The sequence below is a fragment of the Paenibacillus sp. FSL W7-1088 genome (assembly GCF_037969855.1).
GTDB lineage: Bacteria > Bacillota > Bacilli > Paenibacillales > Paenibacillaceae > Paenibacillus.
In genome coordinates this window covers 2,764,813-2,789,090 of record NZ_CP150216.1, presented here as the reverse complement: position 1 = coordinate 2,789,090, position 24,278 = coordinate 2,764,813, and the positions used below count along the sequence as shown (strand labels likewise).

The 24,278-nt window shown below is 37.3% G+C and carries 33 protein-coding genes; all 33 read right to left on the bottom strand.

The genetic code is table 11. The features are described from left to right. Positions 1-170: 170 nt before the first annotated feature. Complete coding sequence (locus tag MKY42_RS12935; protein WP_090896420.1) at positions 171-539, bottom strand: NIPSNAP family protein; 369 nt, start codon at positions 537-539, stop codon at positions 171-173. A gap of 21 nt (positions 540-560) precedes the next feature. Continuing rightward, positions 561-1,022, bottom strand: a complete 462-nt coding sequence (locus MKY42_RS12930; protein ID WP_339852879.1) for a GNAT family N-acetyltransferase — start codon at positions 1,020-1,022, stop codon at positions 561-563. A gap of 35 nt (positions 1,023-1,057) precedes the next feature. Continuing rightward, entirely contained in the window at positions 1,058-2,056 is a 999-nt protein-coding gene (locus MKY42_RS12925; protein WP_339851498.1) for an aminoglycoside phosphotransferase family protein, read from the bottom strand. A gap of 21 nt (positions 2,057-2,077) precedes the next feature. Then, positions 2,078-3,142: a polysaccharide deacetylase family protein gene (locus tag MKY42_RS12920; protein WP_339851495.1), complete on the bottom strand. Its 1,065-nt coding sequence runs from the start codon at positions 3,140-3,142 to the stop codon at positions 2,078-2,080. A gap of 343 nt (positions 3,143-3,485) precedes the next feature. Continuing rightward, a complete protein-coding gene (locus MKY42_RS12915; protein WP_339851492.1) occupies positions 3,486-3,851 on the bottom strand; it encodes a cellulase family glycosylhydrolase in 366 nt (121 codons plus the stop codon). A 700-nt stretch (positions 3,852-4,551) separates the two neighbouring features. Then, the gene (locus MKY42_RS12910; RefSeq protein WP_179265110.1) at positions 4,552-5,358 is read right to left on the bottom strand and encodes a GNAT family N-acetyltransferase; all 807 of its coding nucleotides are present in this window, start codon (positions 5,356-5,358) and stop codon (positions 4,552-4,554) included. A gap of 162 nt (positions 5,359-5,520) precedes the next feature. After that, positions 5,521-6,066, bottom strand: a complete 546-nt coding sequence (locus MKY42_RS12905; protein ID WP_339851489.1) for a GNAT family N-acetyltransferase — start codon at positions 6,064-6,066, stop codon at positions 5,521-5,523. A gap of 61 nt (positions 6,067-6,127) precedes the next feature. After that, positions 6,128-6,589 carry a GNAT family N-acetyltransferase gene (locus tag MKY42_RS12900; protein WP_339851486.1) on the bottom strand — a complete coding sequence of 154 codons (462 nt, stop codon included), beginning with the start codon at positions 6,587-6,589 and terminating at the stop codon, positions 6,128-6,130. 105 nt (positions 6,590-6,694) lie between these two features. Next, positions 6,695-7,096 (bottom strand): NUDIX hydrolase, encoded by a 402-nt coding sequence (locus tag MKY42_RS12895; protein ID WP_090896392.1) that lies wholly within the window; start codon positions 7,094-7,096, stop codon positions 6,695-6,697. Between the two features lie 127 nt (positions 7,097-7,223). Continuing rightward, entirely contained in the window at positions 7,224-8,105 is an 882-nt protein-coding gene (locus MKY42_RS12890) for a class I SAM-dependent methyltransferase (RefSeq protein WP_090896389.1), read from the bottom strand. Between the two features lie 13 nt (positions 8,106-8,118). After that, the gene (locus tag MKY42_RS12885; RefSeq protein ID WP_090896385.1) at positions 8,119-8,550 is read right to left on the bottom strand and encodes a GNAT family N-acetyltransferase; all 432 of its coding nucleotides are present in this window, start codon (positions 8,548-8,550) and stop codon (positions 8,119-8,121) included. 33 nt (positions 8,551-8,583) lie between these two features. Beyond that, the gene (locus tag MKY42_RS12880) at positions 8,584-9,006 is read right to left on the bottom strand and encodes a DUF1801 domain-containing protein (protein ID WP_090896381.1); all 423 of its coding nucleotides are present in this window, start codon (positions 9,004-9,006) and stop codon (positions 8,584-8,586) included. Between the two features lie 15 nt (positions 9,007-9,021). Continuing rightward, entirely contained in the window at positions 9,022-9,246 is a 225-nt protein-coding gene (locus tag MKY42_RS12875) for a hypothetical protein (protein ID WP_143067012.1), read from the bottom strand. 5 nt (positions 9,247-9,251) lie between these two features. Further along, positions 9,252-9,674 (bottom strand): GNAT family N-acetyltransferase, encoded by a 423-nt coding sequence (locus MKY42_RS12870; protein ID WP_339851479.1) that lies wholly within the window; start codon positions 9,672-9,674, stop codon positions 9,252-9,254. Positions 9,675-9,689: 15 nt separating this feature from the next. After that, entirely contained in the window at positions 9,690-10,175 is a 486-nt protein-coding gene (locus tag MKY42_RS12865; protein WP_339851477.1) for an NUDIX hydrolase, read from the bottom strand. Positions 10,176-10,253: 78 nt separating this feature from the next. Then, the gene (locus MKY42_RS12860) at positions 10,254-11,030 is read right to left on the bottom strand and encodes an rRNA adenine N-6-methyltransferase family protein (RefSeq protein ID WP_090896370.1); all 777 of its coding nucleotides are present in this window, start codon (positions 11,028-11,030) and stop codon (positions 10,254-10,256) included. A 206-nt stretch (positions 11,031-11,236) separates the two neighbouring features. Further along, entirely contained in the window at positions 11,237-11,710 is a 474-nt protein-coding gene (locus tag MKY42_RS12855; RefSeq protein ID WP_339851473.1) for a GNAT family N-acetyltransferase, read from the bottom strand. Positions 11,711-11,813: 103 nt separating this feature from the next. Beyond that, positions 11,814-12,266 carry a GNAT family N-acetyltransferase gene (locus tag MKY42_RS12850; protein ID WP_257031442.1) on the bottom strand — a complete coding sequence of 151 codons (453 nt, stop codon included), beginning with the start codon at positions 12,264-12,266 and terminating at the stop codon, positions 11,814-11,816. 73 nt (positions 12,267-12,339) lie between these two features. Further along, positions 12,340-12,849 carry a DinB family protein gene (locus MKY42_RS12845; protein ID WP_179265116.1) on the bottom strand — a complete coding sequence of 170 codons (510 nt, stop codon included), beginning with the start codon at positions 12,847-12,849 and terminating at the stop codon, positions 12,340-12,342. A 188-nt stretch (positions 12,850-13,037) separates the two neighbouring features. Further along, entirely contained in the window at positions 13,038-13,835 is a 798-nt protein-coding gene (locus MKY42_RS12840) for an aminoglycoside phosphotransferase family protein (RefSeq protein ID WP_339851468.1), read from the bottom strand. Positions 13,836-13,980: 145 nt separating this feature from the next. After that, positions 13,981-14,505 (bottom strand): AAA family ATPase, encoded by a 525-nt coding sequence (locus MKY42_RS12835; RefSeq protein ID WP_090896354.1) that lies wholly within the window; start codon positions 14,503-14,505, stop codon positions 13,981-13,983. 18 nt (positions 14,506-14,523) lie between these two features. Beyond that, positions 14,524-14,937 carry a GNAT family N-acetyltransferase gene (locus MKY42_RS12830; protein ID WP_339852876.1) on the bottom strand — a complete coding sequence of 138 codons (414 nt, stop codon included), beginning with the start codon at positions 14,935-14,937 and terminating at the stop codon, positions 14,524-14,526. Positions 14,938-15,050: 113 nt separating this feature from the next. After that, positions 15,051-15,599 (bottom strand): GNAT family protein, encoded by a 549-nt coding sequence (locus tag MKY42_RS12825; RefSeq protein ID WP_339851465.1) that lies wholly within the window; start codon positions 15,597-15,599, stop codon positions 15,051-15,053. 163 nt (positions 15,600-15,762) lie between these two features. Then, the gene (locus tag MKY42_RS12820) at positions 15,763-16,287 is read right to left on the bottom strand and encodes a GNAT family N-acetyltransferase (RefSeq protein WP_339851462.1); all 525 of its coding nucleotides are present in this window, start codon (positions 16,285-16,287) and stop codon (positions 15,763-15,765) included. Positions 16,288-16,420: 133 nt separating this feature from the next. Further along, entirely contained in the window at positions 16,421-17,416 is a 996-nt protein-coding gene (locus MKY42_RS12815) for a serine hydrolase domain-containing protein (RefSeq protein WP_339851459.1), read from the bottom strand. 39 nt (positions 17,417-17,455) lie between these two features. Then, on the bottom strand, positions 17,456-17,926 hold the full coding sequence (locus tag MKY42_RS12810; RefSeq protein ID WP_257031443.1) for a DUF5662 family protein: 471 nt from the start codon (positions 17,924-17,926) through the stop codon (positions 17,456-17,458). A 17-nt stretch (positions 17,927-17,943) separates the two neighbouring features. Next, positions 17,944-19,053 carry a CHAP domain-containing protein gene (locus tag MKY42_RS12805; RefSeq protein WP_339851453.1) on the bottom strand — a complete coding sequence of 370 codons (1,110 nt, stop codon included), beginning with the start codon at positions 19,051-19,053 and terminating at the stop codon, positions 17,944-17,946. A 162-nt stretch (positions 19,054-19,215) separates the two neighbouring features. Further along, entirely contained in the window at positions 19,216-19,761 is a 546-nt protein-coding gene (locus MKY42_RS12800) for a GNAT family protein (protein ID WP_090896333.1), read from the bottom strand. A gap of 159 nt (positions 19,762-19,920) precedes the next feature. Beyond that, complete coding sequence (locus tag MKY42_RS12795) at positions 19,921-20,145, bottom strand: helix-turn-helix transcriptional regulator (protein WP_090896328.1); 225 nt, start codon at positions 20,143-20,145, stop codon at positions 19,921-19,923. 209 nt (positions 20,146-20,354) lie between these two features. Beyond that, the gene (locus tag MKY42_RS12790; protein ID WP_179265122.1) at positions 20,355-21,116 is read right to left on the bottom strand and encodes a class I SAM-dependent methyltransferase; all 762 of its coding nucleotides are present in this window, start codon (positions 21,114-21,116) and stop codon (positions 20,355-20,357) included. A gap of 203 nt (positions 21,117-21,319) precedes the next feature. Continuing rightward, the gene (locus MKY42_RS12785) at positions 21,320-22,258 is read right to left on the bottom strand and encodes a GNAT family N-acetyltransferase (protein ID WP_257031445.1); all 939 of its coding nucleotides are present in this window, start codon (positions 22,256-22,258) and stop codon (positions 21,320-21,322) included. A 66-nt stretch (positions 22,259-22,324) separates the two neighbouring features. Beyond that, positions 22,325-22,843 carry an AAA family ATPase gene (locus tag MKY42_RS12780; RefSeq protein WP_339851447.1) on the bottom strand — a complete coding sequence of 173 codons (519 nt, stop codon included), beginning with the start codon at positions 22,841-22,843 and terminating at the stop codon, positions 22,325-22,327. A 276-nt stretch (positions 22,844-23,119) separates the two neighbouring features. Next, the gene (locus MKY42_RS12775) at positions 23,120-24,226 is read right to left on the bottom strand and encodes a DUF3626 domain-containing protein (RefSeq protein WP_339851444.1); all 1,107 of its coding nucleotides are present in this window, start codon (positions 24,224-24,226) and stop codon (positions 23,120-23,122) included. Positions 24,227-24,278: the final 52 nt, after the last annotated feature.

The window sequence follows — 24,278 nt, the reverse complement described above, 5'->3', positions numbered from 1 at the left end:
GGGAGAGCTGCATTGTTTAGAGGGACATAACAGCACGATGCCACACTTGAAGATTTTTCTCAAATTAGGGATCTACCCGATTCTTTTCACAAGAAAACCTATCCTAAAGTTGAAACGTTTTTCAACCAGCCCCACACTGGCCAACTCAGATGGGGGCGATTTTTTACGTACTAGTTACACAATGTCTTTAAAATGGTCTTCTCTCTGTCAACGGTCGATTCAAAGAAATCTTGCTTAATATCTTTTCGAAATACTTCCTTATATCTATCTCTACCAATTTGATCAAAACGTTCTTGTACTCGCATGACATGTTCGTTGTCAGACTTGATCTTCTGCTCAATCTCTTCATACTGTTCAAACGTATCGTATTCCCACATCGCAAAAATCTCACTGGTTTCATCATCCATATGCTGATGCCATCTTCCAATCAATCTCGCTCCGTACTTGAGTTGTGAAGGTAATAGAATATCATTAAATAAAGCATTAAACTCTTCTACGAATGAAGATGCTACAACATATGTCTTCCTCCGATATATCATCACTGCACCCCTCTCGTTAAATTAAAAAACGAACCGGTAAACCATTTCACCATCATATACATCTCCGGTCTCTGAAAACCCCATTTTTTCATATAGCTTTCTGGCGACTTCATTTTCTGCACATACAGTTAAATTCAAACACTTGCTATGGACATAGTTCTCTTTTATATGGCTAATTACCGAATCTATCGTTGCTTTTCCATATCCCCTACCTTGATAACTTGCATCGATCATAAAACCATTCAACCAATAGGACCAAGCTGTTGTTTCATCGACAGTGATCATAACAAAACCCACTAACATATCCTCCGTATTATATATGCAAAATGGCAGATACTTGTACTCATCCCCATCGGGACGAATGTGCACTTTCGCTAGAGACACGGCTACTGATGGAACATAATGATTTTGATTGGCATGAACTTGTATGTTTAATGCCTCTTTCCAGTTCTCTCTTGTAGTAGGTATTAATCTGATCACAATAATATCACTCGTTTCATTTCATTTTTTTATTTGGATTAACTCCAATCATCAAAATGCTTCTCAAGGAACCTTACTTCCTTCTCATAATGAGCCAAATGACCCTCTTCAATCATTTTGATAAAAGCTATTTCTCCAGACGCTGCCCGATCAGATAGTGTGGTACACATGAAATGAATTCGAGAAATCACCCACTCCTTCAAATCTGTCGGCACATCCATATCATAAGCCTTAAAAAATAATGCTATACGTCTTTTTCGCTCAGATGCATGGTCCTGTTTATGATATGGAACGACTTCTCTTTCATCTTTCCCCGGTGAAAAGCCTGCAAGCGGTACGGCTGTATACAATGTATATACGATATCCCATAGACGAGGACCAGGCCCGGCCATGTCAAAATCAATGATTCCTACAGGAAGCCGTTCTTTAAACACAACGTTATACAATGCAAAATCATTATGACACACAACTTCATGCTGAGCACTATCTGAATACGCGTTGGATGAAGGCGAAAAAGCTGTAAAATCCAACGTTGCATCATGATAACTTCTCAAAAGTTTAGCGAGTTCGGTTAACGTCTCATCCGACCACATGTAGCGTTCAATTTCTGGATACTCATTTCCCGAAACTACGCCTTCGATATAAGAAAGAACTTCTCTCCCCTGCTCATCGCGTCCCAAGTATTTGGGGGAATTGGGGTAGCCAACCTGTTCAAGATGTTTAAGCAATGCATGTACATATGAATTCGGTTTAGCATCACGACGAACTGTATTTCCAACTTTCGTAACCTTGTTCACATTGCCTCCAGCTAAAAGTTCCTCATGCTCTGACAATTGTACACCTCCTTGATCAGTAATCTGTATCCATTCTAGCTTGGCCTTTAAAGTAAATATCTGGGGTTCAAGTAAAACATTATTATGGATAACTTTTTCGATTTCCATCTCCCTATTCCTGCATAAAAATCCCGCCAAGGTAAACCTCGACGGGATTTCATTATAAAGAATCCGCATAGTTTCATCCAAACCATTCATTAACATTCAAATAACCACTTCGGATTTTTAATTTATCTCCAAATAATCAAGGTAAACATCCCATGTTCCGTCATCCGCTGTCACAACAAGCTGAATCTCCTGGTTTCCGGTCCCATGACTGATATTGTTAAGGGTATAGACCGCAGGACTGCTTCCGCCGAAGTAAAAGGTTCCCTTCGTCTGGCCGCCGATCTTCAAGTCCACTCTGGCCATGTTGGAATTACTTGATGCCCCGCGGAGTGAAAAATTGTGGGTGCCGCTTGCAAAATACTGCGTGTATTTGACCAAATCGTTATTAGCGTACAGAACAACTCCGTTAAATGGCGAGCTGATATTGCCGGTATACTGACCGCCTTTGGTCATATTCTCGGCTTCCACTTTTGTTCCGGTGCTTGGAGGATTAGTCGTGCCTCCATCAGGGGCAACCGCCCGTCCCGTACTCGAAGAGATCATGCCGGAGCAAAGGCCGCGGCTCTTCAGATTTTGCGCAATCTGCGGAATCGCTTGCAGTGTCGTCTGGTATTGATCATGCATCAGAATAACGTCACCACTTTGCATCCTGTTCACTGCGGCTACGATCTGGGCGGTGGTGGCGCCATTCCAGTCCTGGGAATCCACGTTCCACAGCACTTCGGTAAGACCGCTCTGGCTGATAACGGATTTCAAGGTTGCGTTGGTCGCGCCGTAAGGCGGTCTGAACAGCTTCGGTGAAGTTCCGGTAATCGACTGGATCGTCTGCTGTGTCCGAGTGATTTCCGAAGACATCTGGGAGCTGCTTAATGTTGTCATATTAGGATGCGTGTAGGAATGGTTGCCAATCCACATACCCGCGGCCACCTGCGCACTAACCAGAGATTGATTGTTTTGCGCGTTCTGTCCCACATTGAACATCGTTGCACGCAAGCCTGCCTGCTTCAGTGCATTGAGCACGTTTGTTGTGTTATTGCTTGGACCATCATCGAACGTCAAACCTACATAACCGTTCGGACAACTGGCATCGGCCGCGTTAGCTGAAGGCAGGTTCGGGATAGTGAACAACGTGCTCAAGAGCGCAACAGACATTACTGCCTTTACAAGTTTTGCTTTGAACATTATAAATACCTCCTCTTCAATATCATGCCAGTATCGTTGTCCGCGGCACTCCCAGCCGCTTCAACTCTCTCAACTACACTATGGAATTTGAATTTGGCCTCCTCTCTTTCTATTTTCCAACCCTTTAAAAAAAGCGCTTTCATAAACGTGAATGCTATTTTCCCTTTAGGTCGAATGAAAGCATTTTCTTCCAGGTGAATCCAGTATAAACGATATGTTCACTTAAAGTAAATTGAATTTAATCCAAATTATTCTATTTATTCACACCATTCTTCCCCTTGGATACCTCAAGGAAGCCCTTATTGTATACCTTGCATAATTGCATTAATAATGCCTTGCTGGGTTACGGTGTTGTTGGATCGGTTGAACAGACCAAATCCATGCTGTCCATTGTAGCCGTTATCCCAATATACCGGAACCATTTTGTACGATTTAGCTTTTTTGTAACTGCTTTTGCAAATGCGGCACGATATACATTGTTTGTGGAATCATATGCTGCTTTGTCAATCGCGCCAAATTCGCCGATTACGACAGGATAACCTTGAGTTACAAATTTATCGTACATGGATTTGAACTGCGATTCCAGATAGTCCTCTTGCCCCCACGTTGACTTCTTGGCAGGATTGGTGGCAGTGGCTCCCCATTGCGCTATATTTCCGTTTTCCTCGCCTGCAAAATCCCAAGGAGAGTAATAGTGAGCCGAGATCATAATGCGTTTCTGTGAACTAGGGATCGTAGAGGATCTGTACGTGTCTGTTGGAAGATCGAAGCCATAATTGCCAAATTTATTGGCGATTTGCCGCCGATGCCCGACTGTTCCAACCGGTAAAGACCACTGATGCCAACAAAACCAGAGCTAAACTGCAAACGCCGTATTTCTTCATTTTCATAAGCATGTCCAAACCTCCGCTTATATTATTGGTCGTGCAACAAGCAGAACATTTACCATGAACAGATAAAGCCAAAGATACTCTACTTCCATGCCTCCCTTCTATTGTGGGTCATAATCAATGATCAACTCCTATCTACCAGTTCCCATGACGGATAGAAAGGTAGCAAGGTCATTCCTCACCAGAACTAGTCTTCCGGAAAAACAAGTCCCCCTATGATCGATTTTGTGGGTACCTATTTGTTTTATCCTTTCTGGAATTCCCAGGGAATCCAGCAACCAATAGTACAAATCCGACGAAAAATAAGAAGTATACGAGAAAACCCGTGAAACCATTATCGTTTGCGGGGATTAACTCGCGCGTTGTCCCACCTGAAGCGTATCCCGCTTCCACTATGGCCATAGAAATTCTTACCTAGATTCTATCTAAGGTTGAAATAAAAATACTGCTAATCATGAGAACCGCACCCAGGATTTTATTTGTATTGTTCATGAGCTGCCTCCTATTTCACTCTGATTCTTATCTTTCAGTCCATGCTGTTCGGATATATCCCAACTTCATGCCGACATGCTCCATATTGCGATGGCTTTGAGATAAAAATGAACATTGCCCTACCACCAGATTACATTCCTTAATCAAGGCTTCCGTTATTCTTCTATTCAAAAGCTGCTGATGTACCCCCTGATTTCTAAACTCAGGTAATGTTGCTGCAAAGGTTAAGGATGCCTTTTGATTCTTAATAAACAGAACACTTACCGCTGCAGGGACATCATTGACATATGCGATGTAAAATTTCCACCCTGGACGGTGATAAAGAACCTTATTATTCTGGGCGACATAAGGGATACCGTCATCCGACAAACCGGTCCCCCTGCAATGGATGGTCGCGTATAGCTCGAATTGATCCTCTTCAAGTTCTTGAATTCGGATATGTTCTGAGTGATTCTTTTTTTCTTCAGGCTTGATGATCAGAGATGAATGAAATCCCGCTGTATACATGCCTATATCGGTTAAGCGTTTCAAGAAGTTCTGATCCACCACAGATGGAATGACTTCGAACTGAACCTTTCGACCTCGCTGTCTATAAAAATCAATGATAGCATCCAGGTGTTCCAGTTCATTATTTGTTAGCCCCTTCACCGTATTGAACGTGGGCCATGGCATGGTCTTACTGTAGAAACACATGGCATTTCCAAATTGCTGAATCTCAATTCCTTCTGGATTAGAGTCCCGACCTTGTATAGCAAGCATCCGATCTGTCATATAATCGATTTCCGAGAGTTCAATTTCTTTAATCAGATCTAAGGATGGAATCAGTGTATTCATATATTACCTCCATTAAAAATAACAATAGAATTTGCATATGGTTTTATAAAAAAACAGAAAGTAGTCAAGCAATTTCTAACACTACATCCATAAAAGTAAAACTTTTCCATATGGTTTAATTTTCAATATGTAACCCTCCGCATTGGGTTGAACTTTATTTTTTCACTTTATTTCTACTACTCCGTAGTAAATCAGATCCTCATATCGACCTTCTTTCTTGACATGATCCCTCAGTACGCCTTCTTTTATCATGCCAATCTTCTGTATAACTTGTCCGGATGCCGGGTTAGAAGCAAAGTGTCGCGCATATACCTTATGATATTTTTTCACATCAAAAGCGAAGTCTAACATGGCTTTAGCCGCTTCCGTTGCATAACCTTTTCCCCAAAACGGATGACCCACCCAATAAGATAACTCCCCGTTATCGTAACGTTGTTGATTAGATAATGCTATTGCCCCGTATAAATCACCTGTTTTCCGATCACAAATAGCAAATTCATAACATTTATCCGCATTAAAATTTTCGTTATGGTGCTCTATCCAAGACAATGCACAATCTAATGTATATGGGTAGGGTAATGTGAGGGTACTTTTATAAATGTTGTAGTCATTACATAGTCTCGTAACGGTTTCAGCATCTGCTTTCGTAAATAATCTTAACAGCAACCTCTCTGTGGCCATCGTTTTATTGAGATCGTCGTACACCATACTATCCCCACCTTTTTTTATTAAAATGGATCATTGCACCTTCAAAATGACTGATTTCTGCTTATTTCAATTTTATTTTATATACTACTTCACCATCCTGATTTTCAAATGCCTGATCAATAAATCCTATATTCTCATATAACGCTCTTGCATGAGCATTACTTTTTTCTACGGTTAGTGAGATGATTTGGCATTGTGGATGCTTATCCTGAATACTTTCCAGTATCGTATAAAGTGATTTCCTTCCTAATCCTTTTCCTTGATAGTTCTTATCTATTTGAAATCCTCCAATCCAATAATTATCAGTACTAGCTGGTGTGTAGGATAAATAGAAAAAACCGAAAGCTTTATCGCCTTTGCGCAAAAGATATGGATCAAAAGCTGCATCCCAAGGTTTCACGTAGGCATATGCTAAAGATTCGATGACCGTCGGAACAAGATTGACTTGCGTTTCAAGTAGAGATATTGCGATCGCTTCTTCCCAATTCGTTTTATCGATTGGCTCTATAGTAATTGGATTCATTCAAATATCCCATTCGTTTGCCGAATTATATTTCGTTGGAGTAGATTAATGACTTACTTGAGTCCATATTGTTTTGCTATGATTCAAGATACCTTCACCCATATGTTATTCAGAGAACTCAACTAGAATGGGATGAGTGCTCTCATCCAATGCTTTGTGAATTCTCTCCTTGAAATTCCCCCAGGTTATCATTTCATTGGCTTGTTCTAGTGTAAAAAAACCAACCTCATCACTTTCACTACTTGTAGTTAGAGTTCCTCCAATCGGTTTTCCAGTGAATATATGGTTACACACTCCCCGCGTAGTATTCTGATATAGGCCACAAAACTTAATAAGTTCAATATCAATTCCAGTCTCTTCCTTCACCTCTCGAATAGCAGCTTGTGTGATGGTCTCACCTTCTTCCACACAGCCTTGAGGCATTTCCCAACCTCTCCTTCCCTTCATAAGTAAGATTTCATCGTTCTCATTAAGGACAATCACACTTGCAGACACAATAAATTTCATTTAAAGTCCTCCTTATTATGTTTTAGATTCAATACTTCTAAGTAAAATAACAAGCACCCTTTAATCAAAAGGTCCTCTGCATTCAATTAGCAATAACAAAGTGCAATCCGTGAACCCACAGTTCTTATTACTCTTCCCTTCGAACCGTTCCAAATGAAATCTTCATGCTGGCTGCATAAGTCAACCAAGATTCATCATCAAATACTTTGGAGAGTGTTAATTCAGCTTCATACTGTGCCTTTGCTTCATTTTGGGTTAAGCCTCGAGTTGATAAGCGTGTTACCTCTACTGAATCACCAGGGTCCTGTCCTATACCTTCTTCTTTCAGTGAGTGATAGAGAATGTTTTTTCTGGCAGAGTCCATGTTTTGATCTAGAAAGTTGACCTTATCACTCATTCTACATTCCACATTCGTTAATCCCAATTGACTCATTAATATAGGCAATCGCATTCCAATATTTCCATCTTTACCTGTACGTATATGATCTTGTTCAAATAATCTCTGTAAAACGCCTAGTTTAATGATTTCACTTTGTTCAACGCCCTCCACATGATAGTTCGCCATATTCCCAATCCAATGAGGTTCAAAACAAATGATTCTTCCACCCTCCAACACACTTTCAATCATCCTTTGGAGTATTTTCACAGAGTCATCCATATGTAATAAAAAAGCATGACTCAATGCAATGTCATACTTCCTCTCCAATACAACGTCTTCTATATCACTAGTAATAAATTCTGTATCATAAGGAAGTTGGGAGAAGATCGTCTTAGCTTCATTGATTAATGTTTCACCCTTATCTACTCCAGTGTAGGTTGACCCTTTTGGTAACAAAGGGAGTAGTTTAAGACCCAAATAACCAAACCCGCATCCATAATCGATAACGCTTACAGGTTTATCTATCTTCCAAACAAATTGCACTAAAAATTGCAGATAATCATCATTGTAATAAAGCCATCTCGTATTTCTTAGGTATTCAATTTTATTATCCCAATAATATTCAGACATTCGATTATGCTCCTTATAGTTTCTTTTGTAGCAATACTTCTTCCGTTCTGGCATAGTTTGATTTTACGTATGTCTTTATAGCCCTTTCATTTCTTTGGCCTGTCAGAATCTTTACACTGGTAACACCTCGTTCTCTAAGTTCCTCCTCTATAAAAGCAATTAGCAACGTAGCCAATCCTCTTCTCCGGGCAACTTCGGCAATATACATTTCTGTGATTTCTCCCTGGAGTCCACGATAACAAAAAGATTTAAAATATTGAGCACAAGCAAATCCAACTGCCTGGCCGTCAATCACAGCTAGAGCAATCAACTCATTAGATAAAGCAAGGCTCTCTTTTACTTCTTCTAAGGTTGTACCTACTCCATTAAAAGCATCATTGAGCTTAAGAAGGTCCTCTGCATCATTTCCGTTCGCCCATCGTATATGAATGTTCTCTTCTTGCATCACGTAACCTCCAATAATAATAGCGAACAGGAATTAATGATCCGGATAGGTTTCTTTCAAAAACCTGATGGATTGGTTGATCAACGCTTTTAATACATCTGTATCGATATCTGCAACTTTATTGATGTAAACACAAGCTTTTCCTGTAGTATGTTTTCCAAAGTCCCTTAATAGATCCTCTCGCTCTGCATCACCTGTCGCAAAATACAAACTGATTTTTGCTTTTCGGGGAGAAAAGCCCACCAATGGTGCATCTCCTTCGTGACCAGAAACATATTTATAATGATAAGCACCAAATCCGATAATACTCGGTCCCCACATCTTTGCTTTGTACCCTGTTGTTTCAGTGAAAATATCCAGTAGTTGATACGCGTCTTCACGCTTTTTGGGATTCTCAACACTTTCAATAAACTCAATGACACTGTTGTCTGTTTCTTTTGTTTTAAGTTTGTACATTGATAAAATCTCCCTTCATGTCTTTCGTAGCTTTAACGCAGGAAAAAGACTTAATATCAGACCAACAATCAGAAACAATATCCATTGTTCGTAACTAATGATTAGAATCAGTTCCCAAAAGCTTGCCGGCCCGGAGTTTGGTTCATCACTGTAGGGATAGGCAAAGATAGCTGGTATTACTCCAAGGGCTATAAAAACTATTCCAATGGTCAAAGAAAGAAAATAAATAGCTTTCTTCATAGTCATCACGCCCTCAAATAATCAGGAAGTCTTATCATGAAGCGTTCACTATTTCTATTAAATTGATATTGTTCATATAATTCATGTGCATCTAATGTTCCGAGTAACCCCATTAAATCTTTAAAGCGATCCGATTGTGTTATCACTTCAATTAGTTTCTTACCAAGTCCTTGGCCCCTATATTCCTCATGAATAATAACATCACAAAGCCAATACATTGTCGCATCATCTGTGACAACCCTTGCAAAACCAACTTGAATTTCTTCCTTATAAATCCCAAAACATACTGAAGAATGGATGGACTTTTCAATTTTTTCATCGGATCTCTTATTGGCCCAATAGCTTCTAGCTAAGAAACCCTTTACCGCAGGGATATCCATAAGTTCTTTGTTATCACTGATAAGATATTCTCCATATATAAAATCCATCAATCCCAGCTCCTCTCAAAATCCTTGATAATTCAGGTAATACTTAATTCCAGCACGATCAACGTCGGAAAAATCTAATGGGTTCTCCATAAATAATTTATTTAGTTTCTTAATATCAATCCATTGAATATCTTTTGTTTCGTCACCAGCTTCTAACAAATCTCCACTTGCCTTACATCTAAAATAATATCCAACGGAATCAATTGGTCCCTTAATGGTTTGATAAGCTGCGAATGGTCTAAGACACTCCACTTCAAATTCAGGATTAATTCCAATCGTATCAATTCTTGTTTCAGTGCCTTCTATTTCATACACATTTAATCCAGTTTCTTCTTTAACCTCTCTTACCAGAGCTTGGACTAACGATTCAAACGGTTCAATTCTACCTCCAGGAAGTTCAAACTGAAAAGAGGAATCTGTCTTTGTTCTTTTTTGTATGACAATCTCCGTTGCTTCGTTACCAGATCTTTCAATGATCGCTCTTGAATTAACATAGAACATGCAACCAGTCCTTTATTAGTTTCAAATTTTCTTTATAGTGTTTATATCGTTGTCACATTTCGAAATGAATACTTTGAGTTACTTCATCTTCTTTCCTAAAAATAAAGCAACTCTATGGTCTTTAAAAATATATCCACCTGATCTATCAATAGAATTTTTGATTCTATTTAACAAATTGTTTCTGTCCGATTCAGACAGTTGCCTATGCTTTGAATTGGTATTAAGCAAAGAAATATAATCGCTGCTTGTATATGAAAGGATTTGGCTATATTCTTTGACTTCTATACTTTTAAAATTACCTGTTCCTTCAGTGATCGCTTTTCTTTCATTTATAGTTTCTTCAGGTGTTTGTAATGTTGAATCGTCCAAATGTGGTGCAAACTCTTTATAGTGAGATCGTATTTCATTATGGATCTCATCGTACATTGGCACATGAATGGTCCAGAAGAAACCAATTGCACCTGAATCCTCAAGTAACTCCCACACCCTGCGGTAACCAAACTGAGGATCAATAAAATGAAATGCAGTACCCGAAACTGCTAATTTAAAAGGATTACCTTCACCGTCCCAATCTTCGAACGATGTATTGATCACTTTAAGAGATGTATAGGATTTGAATTTTTCTGCAGTGAGATGGGCTAATTTATCCCCCAATTCAATACATGTAATATTTTTATATTCTCTATTAACTAATCCACTTGTTGCTTGTCCAGTTCCGCAACCGATTTCAAGAATTTTATCTTCTTTTACTACATTTGAATAATTGAAAATATCGTCAAACATTTCATTTGGGTAGGTGGGTCTATATTTTTCATATTCACTAGCAATACAATTAAACGTCACTTTACTCTCCACTGGTCATACTCCCTTTATTATGATTTTGGTTATTTCCAATAACGTTTCTGTATCTATGAACCCTAAAAAGGGGTCTCAATTGAGATACTTTCCAATCTCCATCCCTCAGATCAAACTTCCGTCAGGACCAAAGCTTGAATATTACGTTATACAATTTTGTTAGCCTTCACGCGCATCGATATAGTCTTTGATTTTTTCTTGATAACCTAGGTCATACGTTTTTCATAAATCACAATTGTCATCTTGTCGTTAATTTGTTTCGTATCTCCCTTCTGTCTATATCCTAATTTCTCATAAAGGTAACAATTCCTCTGCTCTTCTGAGATTGTAGCCAACTCCCATATTCTCGCATCGCTGTACCTATCTTCAATCATTGAAAATACTTTTTGTGCAATCCCTCTCCCTTGGTAGTCGGGTAAAATAAATACAGGGCTTACTCGATAGATTTTATTCTCCTTTTTTACTATTCTAATGGCCCCCACAGGAATATTTGCTTCTCTTATTAGGTAATAATCGGTATAGCTTTGATTAATTCGATCTTCTATTTGTTCTACCGTTTGATTTGCTGGGCTTGTTTCATAGTCTTTATATTTATTTAATAGAGGCATGAATGCTTTTATTTGCATTTCGTGAATAATTGAAGCTTCTTTAAGACCTGCTTTGGATAATGAGATTTCCATTTCATATCATCCTCCGTTATTAAAGCTAATTTAGTGTTTTGCTTCTATGTTAGTTCCCAACAATACACGTATAATATGCGGTTTCGTTCTTCTTGAATGCATTCTAAATCTCTAACTTCATTAGTAAAGTTATTATTTTTTGTTCATCTAAATCCGTTATTCGCATATCAATAGGTTTAAATCCTTGCTTGTAATAAAATGCTAGTCCTCTTGAGTTCGTGCTATGACATGATAATAATAAGTCTTTAACTTTATAAATCGATTTCGCCTTCATTATCATCGTTTTCAACAAATAATTAGCAGCACCTTTTCCTCTAAAATCCTTCGATACAATAACGTTGCCTAACCAACATACATCATCTTTATAGTCATATAAATTGGCATAAGCTACAACTTGACCTGACTCCTCATCAACAATAACTGTTGGTTCGTATCGATTCTCAAGAAGCTTTAATATTTGATCTGGTGTTAAAGGATATTTAAACCGAGGACTAATATAAAACAATTCTTCCTTTGACTGAGGAAAAGAACTTATACTTTTCAAGTCTTCATTCATTAGAGATCTATAAGAATAGATAGGTACCATCTCCTTTTTTGGATTAGACGTTTTCTATTGCGTTCTGTTGATATCAATCGTATTGCCAAACTAGCTGTCCTTTCCTTGTTTTGGCTGCATATATGATTTGACCCGTGTGATAATGAATTTCTCTTACCATTGCTATCATTAGATTCAAAACCGTTGTTTCATTATTTACTTGACTGAATGTAAGAGGGGGACGATTAATGAAAGGTTGAGATAACAACAAGCTTGGGTTGAAACTGAGGTATTCAAGATATTGAATGATAATATCGAATGATTCCTTAGTCATGTTATAGGCTTCTTCTATCGACATTTTAAGCTCATATTCAAACTCCTTATCCCTGTCTCTTGAATCAGCAATATCATAAAATATCGTTTCAATTCTTGAGTGAACACAACCTCTTATATGTGCAACCAAATTTGCAATACTATTACTTTCTTGATTTGGTGACCATGTGATATCTTCTTCTGATAATTGTGAGATAGCCTGGAGTGTCCATTTTCTTTCAGACTTAAATTTAATTAACATACTCTGAATTACTTCTAATTCAATTTCCATGAGCACACTCCGATCTATGGTTTTTATCTAATCTACCAAACAACCGAAAAAGTATTTTCTTTAACTCATTGCATCCTTGCGCTGATATTCTATAACGTTGTTGTTCAGCAAACGGATCGATTACTTATACTCGCTGCTGTTAGATTAAGCGTAGTTTCATCGTAATCTTTTTTTAGAATTCAATATAATTATCCTACAAAATTGGTTTCCAATGTCCATTCCAATCTTCTTAGCCATTCATTTTTCACTTCTTCATTTGTGTACTTTATCCGATCTAAAACATTAATTACTCTTGAAACTGAGTATACCTTCACTAATTCATTGGTAATCTTAAGATCTGAAAATTTACTATACGCATTAATAAAAATCTCAGACAACTCACGAGCGAAGTTTGGATAATGTAAATGTACAAACCATGTTACCCATGCGACATCTTGCAGTGGATTCCCCCAGCCCGCCCACTCCCAATCAATAATAGATATTAATTTATTAGATAAAATTGCATTATGCGGCCCATAATCTCCATGGATTAAGGTTTTCTCCCCTATAACTGATACATTAAGTATCTGTTTCACTTGTTCCTTTTGATCATTCGATACATAGTTAAGAGCATCAATATCAATATTTATTAGTTCTATGATTGGCAGGTCAAAGTCAACCTCTCTCCATTTTAATGAGTGAATATCTTTTGCAAGATGAATTCCAAGTAACTTGTAGATTGCCTTAGCTTTGCGAATGTCTCCATCATCAAGAAATATCTGGCTGTTAATTCCGTGCACATAGTCCATAATAATGTACTGTGAATCGTTGTCTTCAAAATAATCATGAATCTTTGGCGACACACCTGAATTATTCAATAGGGTTAAACAGTTAATTTCTGTTATCGCATCACGATTATGAGCATTGAAAATCTTTGCTACGACCAGAGGATCTGATCCCTCAAGTAATATACTGCTGTTGGTGTAACCTCCGGTAAGCTCAGTCAATTTACGATATTGAAATTTATGTAATAAGATGTCATGCACCTTCAAATTCAGCCTTCTTTCTTTATTTTTAGAATCACGACTTGGAAAATGTTTTAAAGCGTTTGCATTTTTTTCTCATTGGATCTTCGATTTCACGAGATATCACTTATTGTTCATCAATATAATTTAAAACTTTATTTAAATACATCTCTATAGGTTGTGACGAATCAACAAGCAAACATGGAATATCATTAGGTCTCTTACTTTCATTAATATTTTTTCTAAACTCTTCTTCAGATGTGCCCGAAATCTGACTTATCATCCGTTCTCGATTTTGTAATCTTTTACTTATTTCATGATAGTCATTCAGGTAACATTCAACGTACTTATATTTAGCATTATACTTCTTACTTAATGATGAACCTCTTTCAATCATCTCAGGATAAAAGCATGGGCTATCGAATATTACGTCATAGCTTTGGGAGAGATAAAACTCTATCAGGGCCCAATCCATATTATATGAAGTCATACCTAGAACTTTTAATTCTAAATTACTATTCCCAATGGATTGTAATATGGAAGACTTTGAGATATCATGATCAATAATTATGGCACCCGTTATTTTAGCGATCCGTCTTGAAAGAGTCGACTTACCAGAACCAGGAAATCCCGACATTTGAAGAAAAAACATTGATGAACCCACCTTTCCCTACGAAATATCCAATTCATATTTAACTTGCGTTTTACTGTGCCCTTCTATGGTTTCGATCATTTCTTCTATTTCTTTAAATCCACTTTTCTCATAAAATGCCCTTCCTCTATGATTCTCTTTCCCTACCCAGGCTAACAGTTTATTTATTGGCTTTAAAACTTGAGTGAATCTCTGAATGAACTCTTTACCTATTCCCATTTTGTGATATTCAGGGCGTATATAGATTCTTAGCAATTCGTATTCTTCTTCTTTCACTTGTCTTGTTTGAGCATATCCAACGACTTTGCCATTAAATTCAGCTATTAAAAAATGCCGTTTGGCACTTTGAAGCTCTCTCTCGACAGATCGACTTAAATTCTCATCTGAATATGCTCTACTTAGAAAATTTTGTATGTAGGCTTCGGAGTATATGCCTTTATAAGTATAATTCCATGTTTCTTGAGCTATGGATTAAATGTGTGGGATATCCTCATTTGAGACAAATCTAATTGTAATCATCAAGTTATCCTTCTTTCGTTTAGTTATTAATGCACTTTATAGTCTTTCTTAAGAAATGCATAAATGGCATTATCAACAAATCGATTCTTCCAATAAAAATTTTCCTTCAATATGCCTTCTTCTCTGAAGCCGATTTTCTCAAGAACCTTTCTTGATCCCACATTCTCTGGTTCTACAAATGCTTCAATTCGGTTTAAGCCAAGCTTATTAAATCCATATTCAATTACCTTTTCAACTACCTCGGTCATAAAACCTTGATGCCAATATTCTGGTGTTAGTTCATATCCAATGACACCTTTATAATGATTTTTCACCCTGCCATGAAAGCCACATGTTCCAATTACTTTGTTTTCCGACTTCAAAGTGATTCCCCAACGAATGACTTGACCTGTTTCATATCTTTCATTCCATCTTTGAATTAATTCTTCTGCTTGTTTAATGGTTGTAAAACTCTCCACATCATAAAACTTCGTAACTTCATCCAATGAAAAAAATTGAAATAGTTCTGTGGAATCATTCTGTGTTAGCTCTCTTAATACAAGTCTTTTTGTTTCTAATTCGGGAAACTGAGACATTTTAGTTCTCCTTAATGGTTTAAGTAGTTTCACTCAGCGCTAACCATATTATTACATATATGAAGTAAATCAAGCAAAAAAAAAAGCAGATGGTCTCTCATCTGCCCTGAAATATGGGAGAAAGCCATGCAGCTGATTTAAAAATCCCTCCATGATCTTGATCTTAATTTTCCTCGACTGCCAATCTCCAGTCATTACATCGTATGGTAGTCCCAATAGGGTATTCAAAATCACACTCGCCAATATACGAAAAGCCCAGCTTGCGACAAATGGCATTTGAAGCGGGATTCTTGGTTTTAGGAAAAGCGTGAATGAATTTATGTTTCTTCTTTTCAGAACGGATAGAAGCTATGGCTTTTGCTGTTGCTTCTGTCGCTATTCCTCTACCTTGATATTCCGATAAAACACTCCAACCTATCTCGAAAATAGATTCTTCTTTCCACGTCTGATCCCAATACCCTACACTACCCACGACTTCAAGATGCGGGAGCAAGAGGATCTTAAACATTTTCCCTGTTCCATTTTGGGCGATTTCATAATAGCGCTTATGACGAGCTAGAATTTTCTCCTCAGTCTCTGGTCCTCCGAAGTGTACTGTCATCTCAGGCGAATTTAATCGGCAAAGCAAATCTAGATCTCCTTCGTCCCATAGTTCAATTCTTACCTCTGACGCATTCCTTTGTTCCATCTCACTCACCTCACTGTTTTTATTTGTAACCAAATTTAGAGGAAGAGATTTACTATTCTTAATTCAATTATACCAGAACATATATTCTTATCCAGTAAAAATATATCATTATCATTTAAGCCAAGTTCACGGTTTATAGATCTTCTATGTACTTACAGACCAAATCCCCAAATGTTTTGATATCCTCAAGATAGTCGTACCCTAACGGATTTTGTCCAGTCTGATTATACATTCTTACCGCAACAGTTTTACACTTAGGAATGACAAGACAGGCACATCCAGTGGCGCCCAGAGACTGGAAAGAACCGTGTGGAAGTTTATCACCTAATTCTGTAAAAGACCTCGGTTCATCTTGCACAAACCAAAAAAAACCGTTTCTCGGCAATTGTTGTTCCAGATCAGGAGGACTAATTATAGTGGTTGTTTGCTCAAATATTTCTTTAGGAAGTATCTGCTTCCCGTTTATAGCTCCCTTATTCAAATGCAGATAACCCCAATATGCCAGTTCCTTTGTGCTCATAAATAAGTTGGCTTGGTTACCTTGATCATCCTTATATTGTTCATTAAGCCATACTAATTTTTCATTATTTTCCTTTCTCCATCCTGTTTGGCTAAAGCCCATAGGTGAGAATAAACGCTCTTCGAGTAATTGTGATAATGGGATTTTATATACTTTCCGAATAATCTCAATAAGCAGATTAACACCTGTATTATTGTACTTCCAGTCGGTTCCTTGAAGAAACAATCTATTATGCAGATCACCTAAACCATGAGTGTGGGTTAACAAATGTCGTATTGTTATATGCCTTAGTGCTTCCCTATCTAACTCATTCAAGTAGTCCACAACAAGATCATCTATACTTCTGACCTTACCTTCATATAATGCAAGACTAATAGCAAATCCTAAAAATGTTTTTCGAACTGAAGCAACATTAAATTGTGATTCCTCATCAACTAATCGACTATGTTTAGAATTGTCATGTACTCCTGAGTACCATTCATTCAAGATACGATCATTATGAATAATATATGTCGCAGCAGCGGTAGCAGATATTTTATTCTTTACCTGTGAGACATAATCATTCAGTTCAATGAATGCTTTATTATTTGATATTTTTAGGTTAAGCAATGAAAGGTGCACCTTCTTCACTATGTTTATTGTTGTTGTTTATTGTTGTTGTTTTTTCTTCATGAAATTTTCAAGTTCTTCCCTTGTCTTTGGGTGTAATATTATACTTTCAGATGTCATCATTCTTTCTGGTAAATTAGTTTCTTTAACTTTACGCCCCCATTTTCTTGAGAAAGCCCGCCAGTCACATACCATTTCTATCAAATATTTCTTTGGCATTGGTAAGGCTTCTCTAGTATTTTTATTTACTATCCAATATTCCCAGTGGTGTTTATTATGATTTTGATGGTGCAGCCAAGCATTCTTCCACATCACCTCGGTATCCTCGTCCTTCTGATTTGAATAGAATTTACGTGCATAAGGAAAAAATTCGTTAGGAGAGAATTTAGACATGTCATGGATTATTCCTTGAAGATATAATCCTTCTGTCCAACATTCGATAAGAACGTTTAATTTATGATCCAAAACATAAAGAAAATACCGCCAATATACTAGGAGGATAGTGACCATCTCCTTCGGTTTTAAAGTTACTTACTCAATTTAGAAACAATCGGTATATATTCCCCGTCAAAATGAAATTGATAGCTGTCGTCTATACGTATATATCCGTAAATACAATGTTCCCTATCCCTGTAAAAAACGCTGGAAAAGTTTTTATTGTCTTTGTTACCTTCTGCAACCAATAATCGATTTCCCTCACATGCCAAAACAATTCCAATATGATCATGAGAATTATCGGATAGAAGCTTTTCAAAAATGACAATATCACCACGCTTTGGTTTAAAACCCTGGTATCCATCTTGATATAAAAAATTTGTTTCAGGTAGCTGAGCCCAATCTAACCACGCGCCAACCCCAGCTAATCGATAATTGTGATTCGGGTATCGAATAGGGAGTATGATGCCAGCCTGCATACAGCAATGATATACGAATGCGGCACACCAATTTGATTCCAGTACTTTATAGATATCCGAGTCAGGCCAGTACTTGCATATTTCCCGATAGCCTTCATCCTCTGGAATTCCCATAACCCTTTGACCTGCAAGCGCTTCCGCAATTTCAGCCAAATTAAGACGTCTATCTTCAGTTCCTCTGTTTATCGTTCTTTTGTTTATCGTTCCTCTGTTACTCTTGCACTTCACCTCTACCTGTTCGATCGGAATCCCTAATTCAACAAAACCTTTTTGTAATCTATTTATCTCAATATCAGAAAAAAGATCCTCCGGATTCTGAACATACATCTGTATAAGTATGGCGTCTTTAATAATTTCTTCATACGGTCCATGGACCCGATGTTTATCTTTTTGATAAAAGATCGATCGAAGAATGACAGATAGCTCTTCGTCGGTAAAGATTTGGGTGCTACGCAAAATCGGTCTTACCGAATCTGCACTGTTAGGACCAGGGAAGTATTTTATGCCGGTTTTATAGAAATAAAAATCATGGAGCAACCCTGCGATCGCAGCAATTTCCGAATTTTGTTGTCTTCGTATGGCAAGTAAAGAAGCAAAGCTAGAAACCCCGAAAAGATTAAACAATGCTTCTTCATTCTTGGAGGTATTCACTGTGGTAAGTAGCGTTTCAAGAACAAGAGCACGAACAAGTTCAACCCGTTTAAGCTTTTTCTCAGAAATCAAACTTTCGCCTCCTGTCACTAAATTAGGTTTAAATAGCTACTACCTTAGGTCGGCTCGAGTGTCGTCAGGATCAAATTCCTAGATTGTTAATTGAACGACAGAGGCATAAGCCCAATCGTAGAATTTAATCTCAGATGATGCGATGCTTTCTATAAAAAAACACTATTCCGATATCCATTCATTAGCTTTCAATCCATAGATTATTCTATCTAGAAACCTTCCATTGATATACTCGTAATCTCTTAGTTCACCTTCACGTTTAAACCCTAATTTCTCAGGAATTGCACGGCTCTTTAAATTGTTTGTAGCTACTCCTATTTCAATTTTATTTAATTTCAGTTCGTCAAAAGCATGATTTATTAGTACTTTAATAGATTTAGTAATTAATCCCTTACCCTCATATTCTTTACCTAGCCAATATCCGATTTCAGTTTTTTTGTTCTCTTGATCTAGATATAAGTAACCAATAGAACCCACAAGTTTATCCTCACTCCATATTCCTAACCAGTAACCCTCTTCCTTGGCATATCTTATCCGTGTTCTTTCTATAAAGGTTTTTGAATCATCCGCTTCTACAGTAATACTAGGAAACTTCAACCACTCACCTATATGATCCCTATTACTGTTAATCAAATTATATAATTGTTCTGCATCTTTAATTTCCAATAGCGATAAATAAGAAGATTCATCAATTTCATATTTAAACATTGTTTCGCTCTCCTTTATTTCTATGTATTGTCTGATATAGCTAGCTGAGCGTATCTACTAAAGCAACTCCACAAAATCCTACAGCAGACCAAGGCTCCAATGGAGCCGCTGCTTGATTATAATGTTAAACGACAAAAACACTTCTTGAATCTACCTTCGCTATCTATTTTCTCCAGGTACATATTCAATCAAATCAGATAACTTGCAGTTAAATGTATCGCATAGCTTAAATAAGGTTTCTAATTTAGTTGTTTCTATATTGGTTTCCCGGTATAACTTATTGATTGAATTCCTACTTAAGCCGGATTTCGCCATCAATTCTGTTATATCATCGATTCGATGTTCTGCCATGAGTCCTCTTATATTGCACTTGATTACGGTCATCTTTTCCCCTCCATAATTCCATCTTATCTCCCATATCAGCAATCATCAATGAAAAGAGAACTAATAACTCTATAAAGTTAAAAATCCACCTTGTAATTAACTCTTTGAGGTTATATAATAACTCTATAGAGTTAATTAGGAGGAGTGTCAATGGTTAATACATTAGATTCACTAGTTGAACCACTTATAAGAATACGTCTGGAATTACTCTACACTGAACTATCAGAACAGTTTCTTGCTTTGATAACAAAGGTTACAGGAAACATCTTCGCTCTTTTTACGAGATCATTATTTTCATCATGCAGTTGGATTATTTCCTGATCGGTTTCTTCAATCATTTGTTCAATGACAAACCCTGCTTTCGCTAACGCATTGATATAGGTTGATAGTTTACGATCAGACAAAGTTAGCTCGCCTTGAACAAAATCAGGAGCGACCGAATACCAAGATTCATCAAAATAAGACTTGTTAAAAGAAAATCTATTATTTTCTTCAACAACACATTTGTGAATTGGATGCGACCAACTGAAAATAAATATGCCATCTTTTTTTAAATAAGAAGCGATCCGACGAAAAGTTCCTTCAAGATCGGTTGTCCAGCCTACAGCGTAAATCGAATAAACAAAGTCAAAATAATCCACGGGAATGTTACATTCTTCTTCCATGGGAGAACAGATCAATTTTGCTGAAAGACCACACGTTTTCAAATGTTGCGTTGCCTTTTCAATTTGTTTTTCCGATATATCCATCCCCCATAGTTCCGCTGCTTTACGCTCTCCCTGATATTGCAAAGACTGACCATCTCCACAACCAATCTCTAACATCTTTTTTCCTGAGACATCGCCAAAAAGTTGGCATTTTTCCTCTGTTACAAATGCTCCATAAAAAGGAAGCACGATTGCTCTTAAAAAGTCATTTCCCTTTGTATCCCAATAGGAGCTGTTTGTTTCATAAACAATATGTTTATTCATCCTGATAACCCCCTCTTATAATTTTATTTTTGTTCGTTGCGCATTCGTTTTAACTAATGCCTCTTCGCAATCGATCTTGCAGTGAACACTCCTTGAGCAGCAAAGATTTTGTTTTAATTGTCGAAACCATCATTGAATTAACTTACGAAGTTCTTCTCTAATCTCATAATTCAAACCACTCTTTCGAGAGGCTTAAGAAAGTATCAGATCTTATGCCAATAGAAAGTATAATGAGAATGCTGTTGAAAGCCTATTGATTTATAAAAAGAACTATCCGAAATAACATATGCTTTTTCAACACCTAAGGAGTGACCTCTTTTCAAGGCTTCCAATACCACTGCTTTTCCAAGCCCCTTCTGCCGATACTCTGGAATTGTACATACAGGTTCAACATAAACATAATCCGTTTTCTGACTGTACCATAAGCCACAATAAGCAACGTACTCTCCGTCTTCATTTTCAGCAACAATATGTAGGAATGAATTCATATTTCTTGCTGACAACATTCTTTTTTGCTTACATATAGTAGCTTCATCCGTAGGTACAGATCCTTCGTTGTCAAATGCCTTCCATAACAAATGATGAAGCTTATATAAGTCATTTTCTATATCTATATTTTTTAGTATTACGCCTTCAGGAATTACATAATCAAGGCTAACATTCTCTAGTGTAAGTTCAAGTATGTTTTCAGTCAGATCATTCTCCACAAACTTTTTACTGCGCAATAAATCTAGAGTGTGAGTATCGTTGTCATTCACCGCAATCCCAAGGCCATTTTCATTACTGAAAGTAGCTATGGTATATTCTAATATATCTTTTTCCAATTCTTCAAAACCTTGTTTTGTAGCAAAAAATGCTTCACCAAAATAGTGGTCATAGGTTGCTATACCCACTAACTCGTCATTACAATACCACAACCCGATCTTATCCATTAAATCTCGATTGAATTCAGGATGATAAAACATCCACTCCCACCTTGCCCAGTTCCAATTGATATGCCTACGGTCATCTGTTGATAATTCAATCAAAAAATCACAAACTTGTTCATAAAAAGAATCATTGAAATTTCTGAAAGTAATCTTCATTTTAATCCCCCATATAATATATATTTTTATGTCTTCATAATAAAAACGAATGGCCACCCCATACTTCTTCCTCCCTTCAATGAAAGTTTGAAGTGTTTTGCTTTCTTGAACTGATATTTCCAATCATTGTTTTTTGAATACTGATGTGATAATCATTTGAGCACACTCTTCCGGCGTATTCAAACTCGTATCGACTGAAAAGCTATAACGGATACGTTGCGACATTATTTTATTTTGCTCATCAGATTGATCTTCTCTTCTGTCACCACGTTCTATATTTCGCTTACGACAAAGATCTAATGGGCAGTACACCTCAACGATCTCCAAAGGATAGCCATCAAATATATCTTGGACTTTGTCATAATGTGGCTTTAATTCCGGTCTTTCAACAAGTATCCCATCGATTAAAACATTCTTTCCATGATCCGAAAATAATTTTGCTGTATGATACATTAGAATGATCGCTTCACTTAAATACTTCCAGTAGTCTGTTTGCAAATGTTTATCACCAATCGTATTTTCAAAAAGATCATTGGCCACAACATAAAAAAAGGGTTCATCGTAATTTTGCATCGCTTCTACGATTGAAGTTTTACCTGAACTGGTTACGCCATTCAGAAATATAATTTTCCCTTTATCCATTTTCTCATCTTCCTTTGCATGGGTTATGTTTGAGTGTCTATGATTCTTCGAATTGCAAAATACATAGACCTGTATGAAATTTTGAGTTTTTAATAGGTCGAACCATGGGGCCAACAAGCTCCGATGCGTGAATATAATACAAATACCAATTCCCTAAAAGATAACTACGATCCAGAAGAATAGATCTATTCCATGTTCAGCTCCTGTATTATGATCTACTAAAAATGCACTTCCCAACTCTGCCTTCACTGATTCAACCAGTATTTCCAGTAAAAATTAATTACTCTGATCATCAATCGATTTACCATATCGAACGAGTATATGCCACATGTATTTTAATTCCTGAAGCACTTCTTCGTAATTACCTCTGTCAGACCAGAGATCAGGATTGCGTTTCAAATCGTTGACAGCATTCCCGATCACACTTGCGTCGATGTGACCATTCCTTGCAATTCGCTTCGCTAATGATGGCATGGTTGGACCCCTAAAATCAGAGGGCACTTCCTCTGCACGCATCGCAAATCCCATATGCCAGAATAGTTCATTGGAATATTTGATACAGATTTGCTCTAAGTAATTCCCTATTTCGGTTCCTCTGAACGATGGATCAGCAACCAAAACTTCCACATCATCTTCAAGATATATATCTCCATGAACTTGAGTTTCGATGAAATGGTTAAGATTTCGATGTGGGGCCAGTTTTGACGGATCCTCTAACGGACGTTCCAGATTGTACAATAGCTGATCTATCAATTTTTTAGGAGTAAGATCTTTTTCTCCTATAGCATAATCCCGAAAGAAAGCATCCGTAAAAAGCGCAGATAAAATAGCGTCTAATTCCTCATGTGTCCCCTTTTCCTTTGGAGCATCTTGAGATCCTCCGTAAGTGAACGTACAGCGATGTAAAGCATTCGGTTTTAAAAGAAAATAACAAGATCCGAATCGTGGAGACGGTCCATCCGGATGTAACAACAAATGAAGAGCTCCATACTTTGGCCTTTCAAAGTTGGTTACACCCTCTATCTGATAAGCTCCGTCAAATAGTTCTTCCTCCCAAAGATCCCGTACACCACCTGAATAAGCCGATACGCTCCCATTGGATATGAAAGTCTCGAACTGACTTTTATAGATCCCTTGCTCTAATAAAGATTGAGCCACACTTTTCATATCTACAACCGGACGATCCGGATGAAAATGCAAAGCCACCCTTGCATGGGATTTAAGTTTATGAACTGCTTCTTCAAAGGTGTTCCAAGGAATATTTGATAACTGGAAAATTTCTTTGAGTGATGCTTGAGCTTCTCTTTTTTGGGATCTCGCGCAATGACTTATATATTCAATTGCTGCGTTCTGAGATCTTGTAAGTTGTCTGTTATTCGACATAAGAATCACCCCCTTTTTCTAAAATTGAGATCTCAATCTACTCTATAATAGT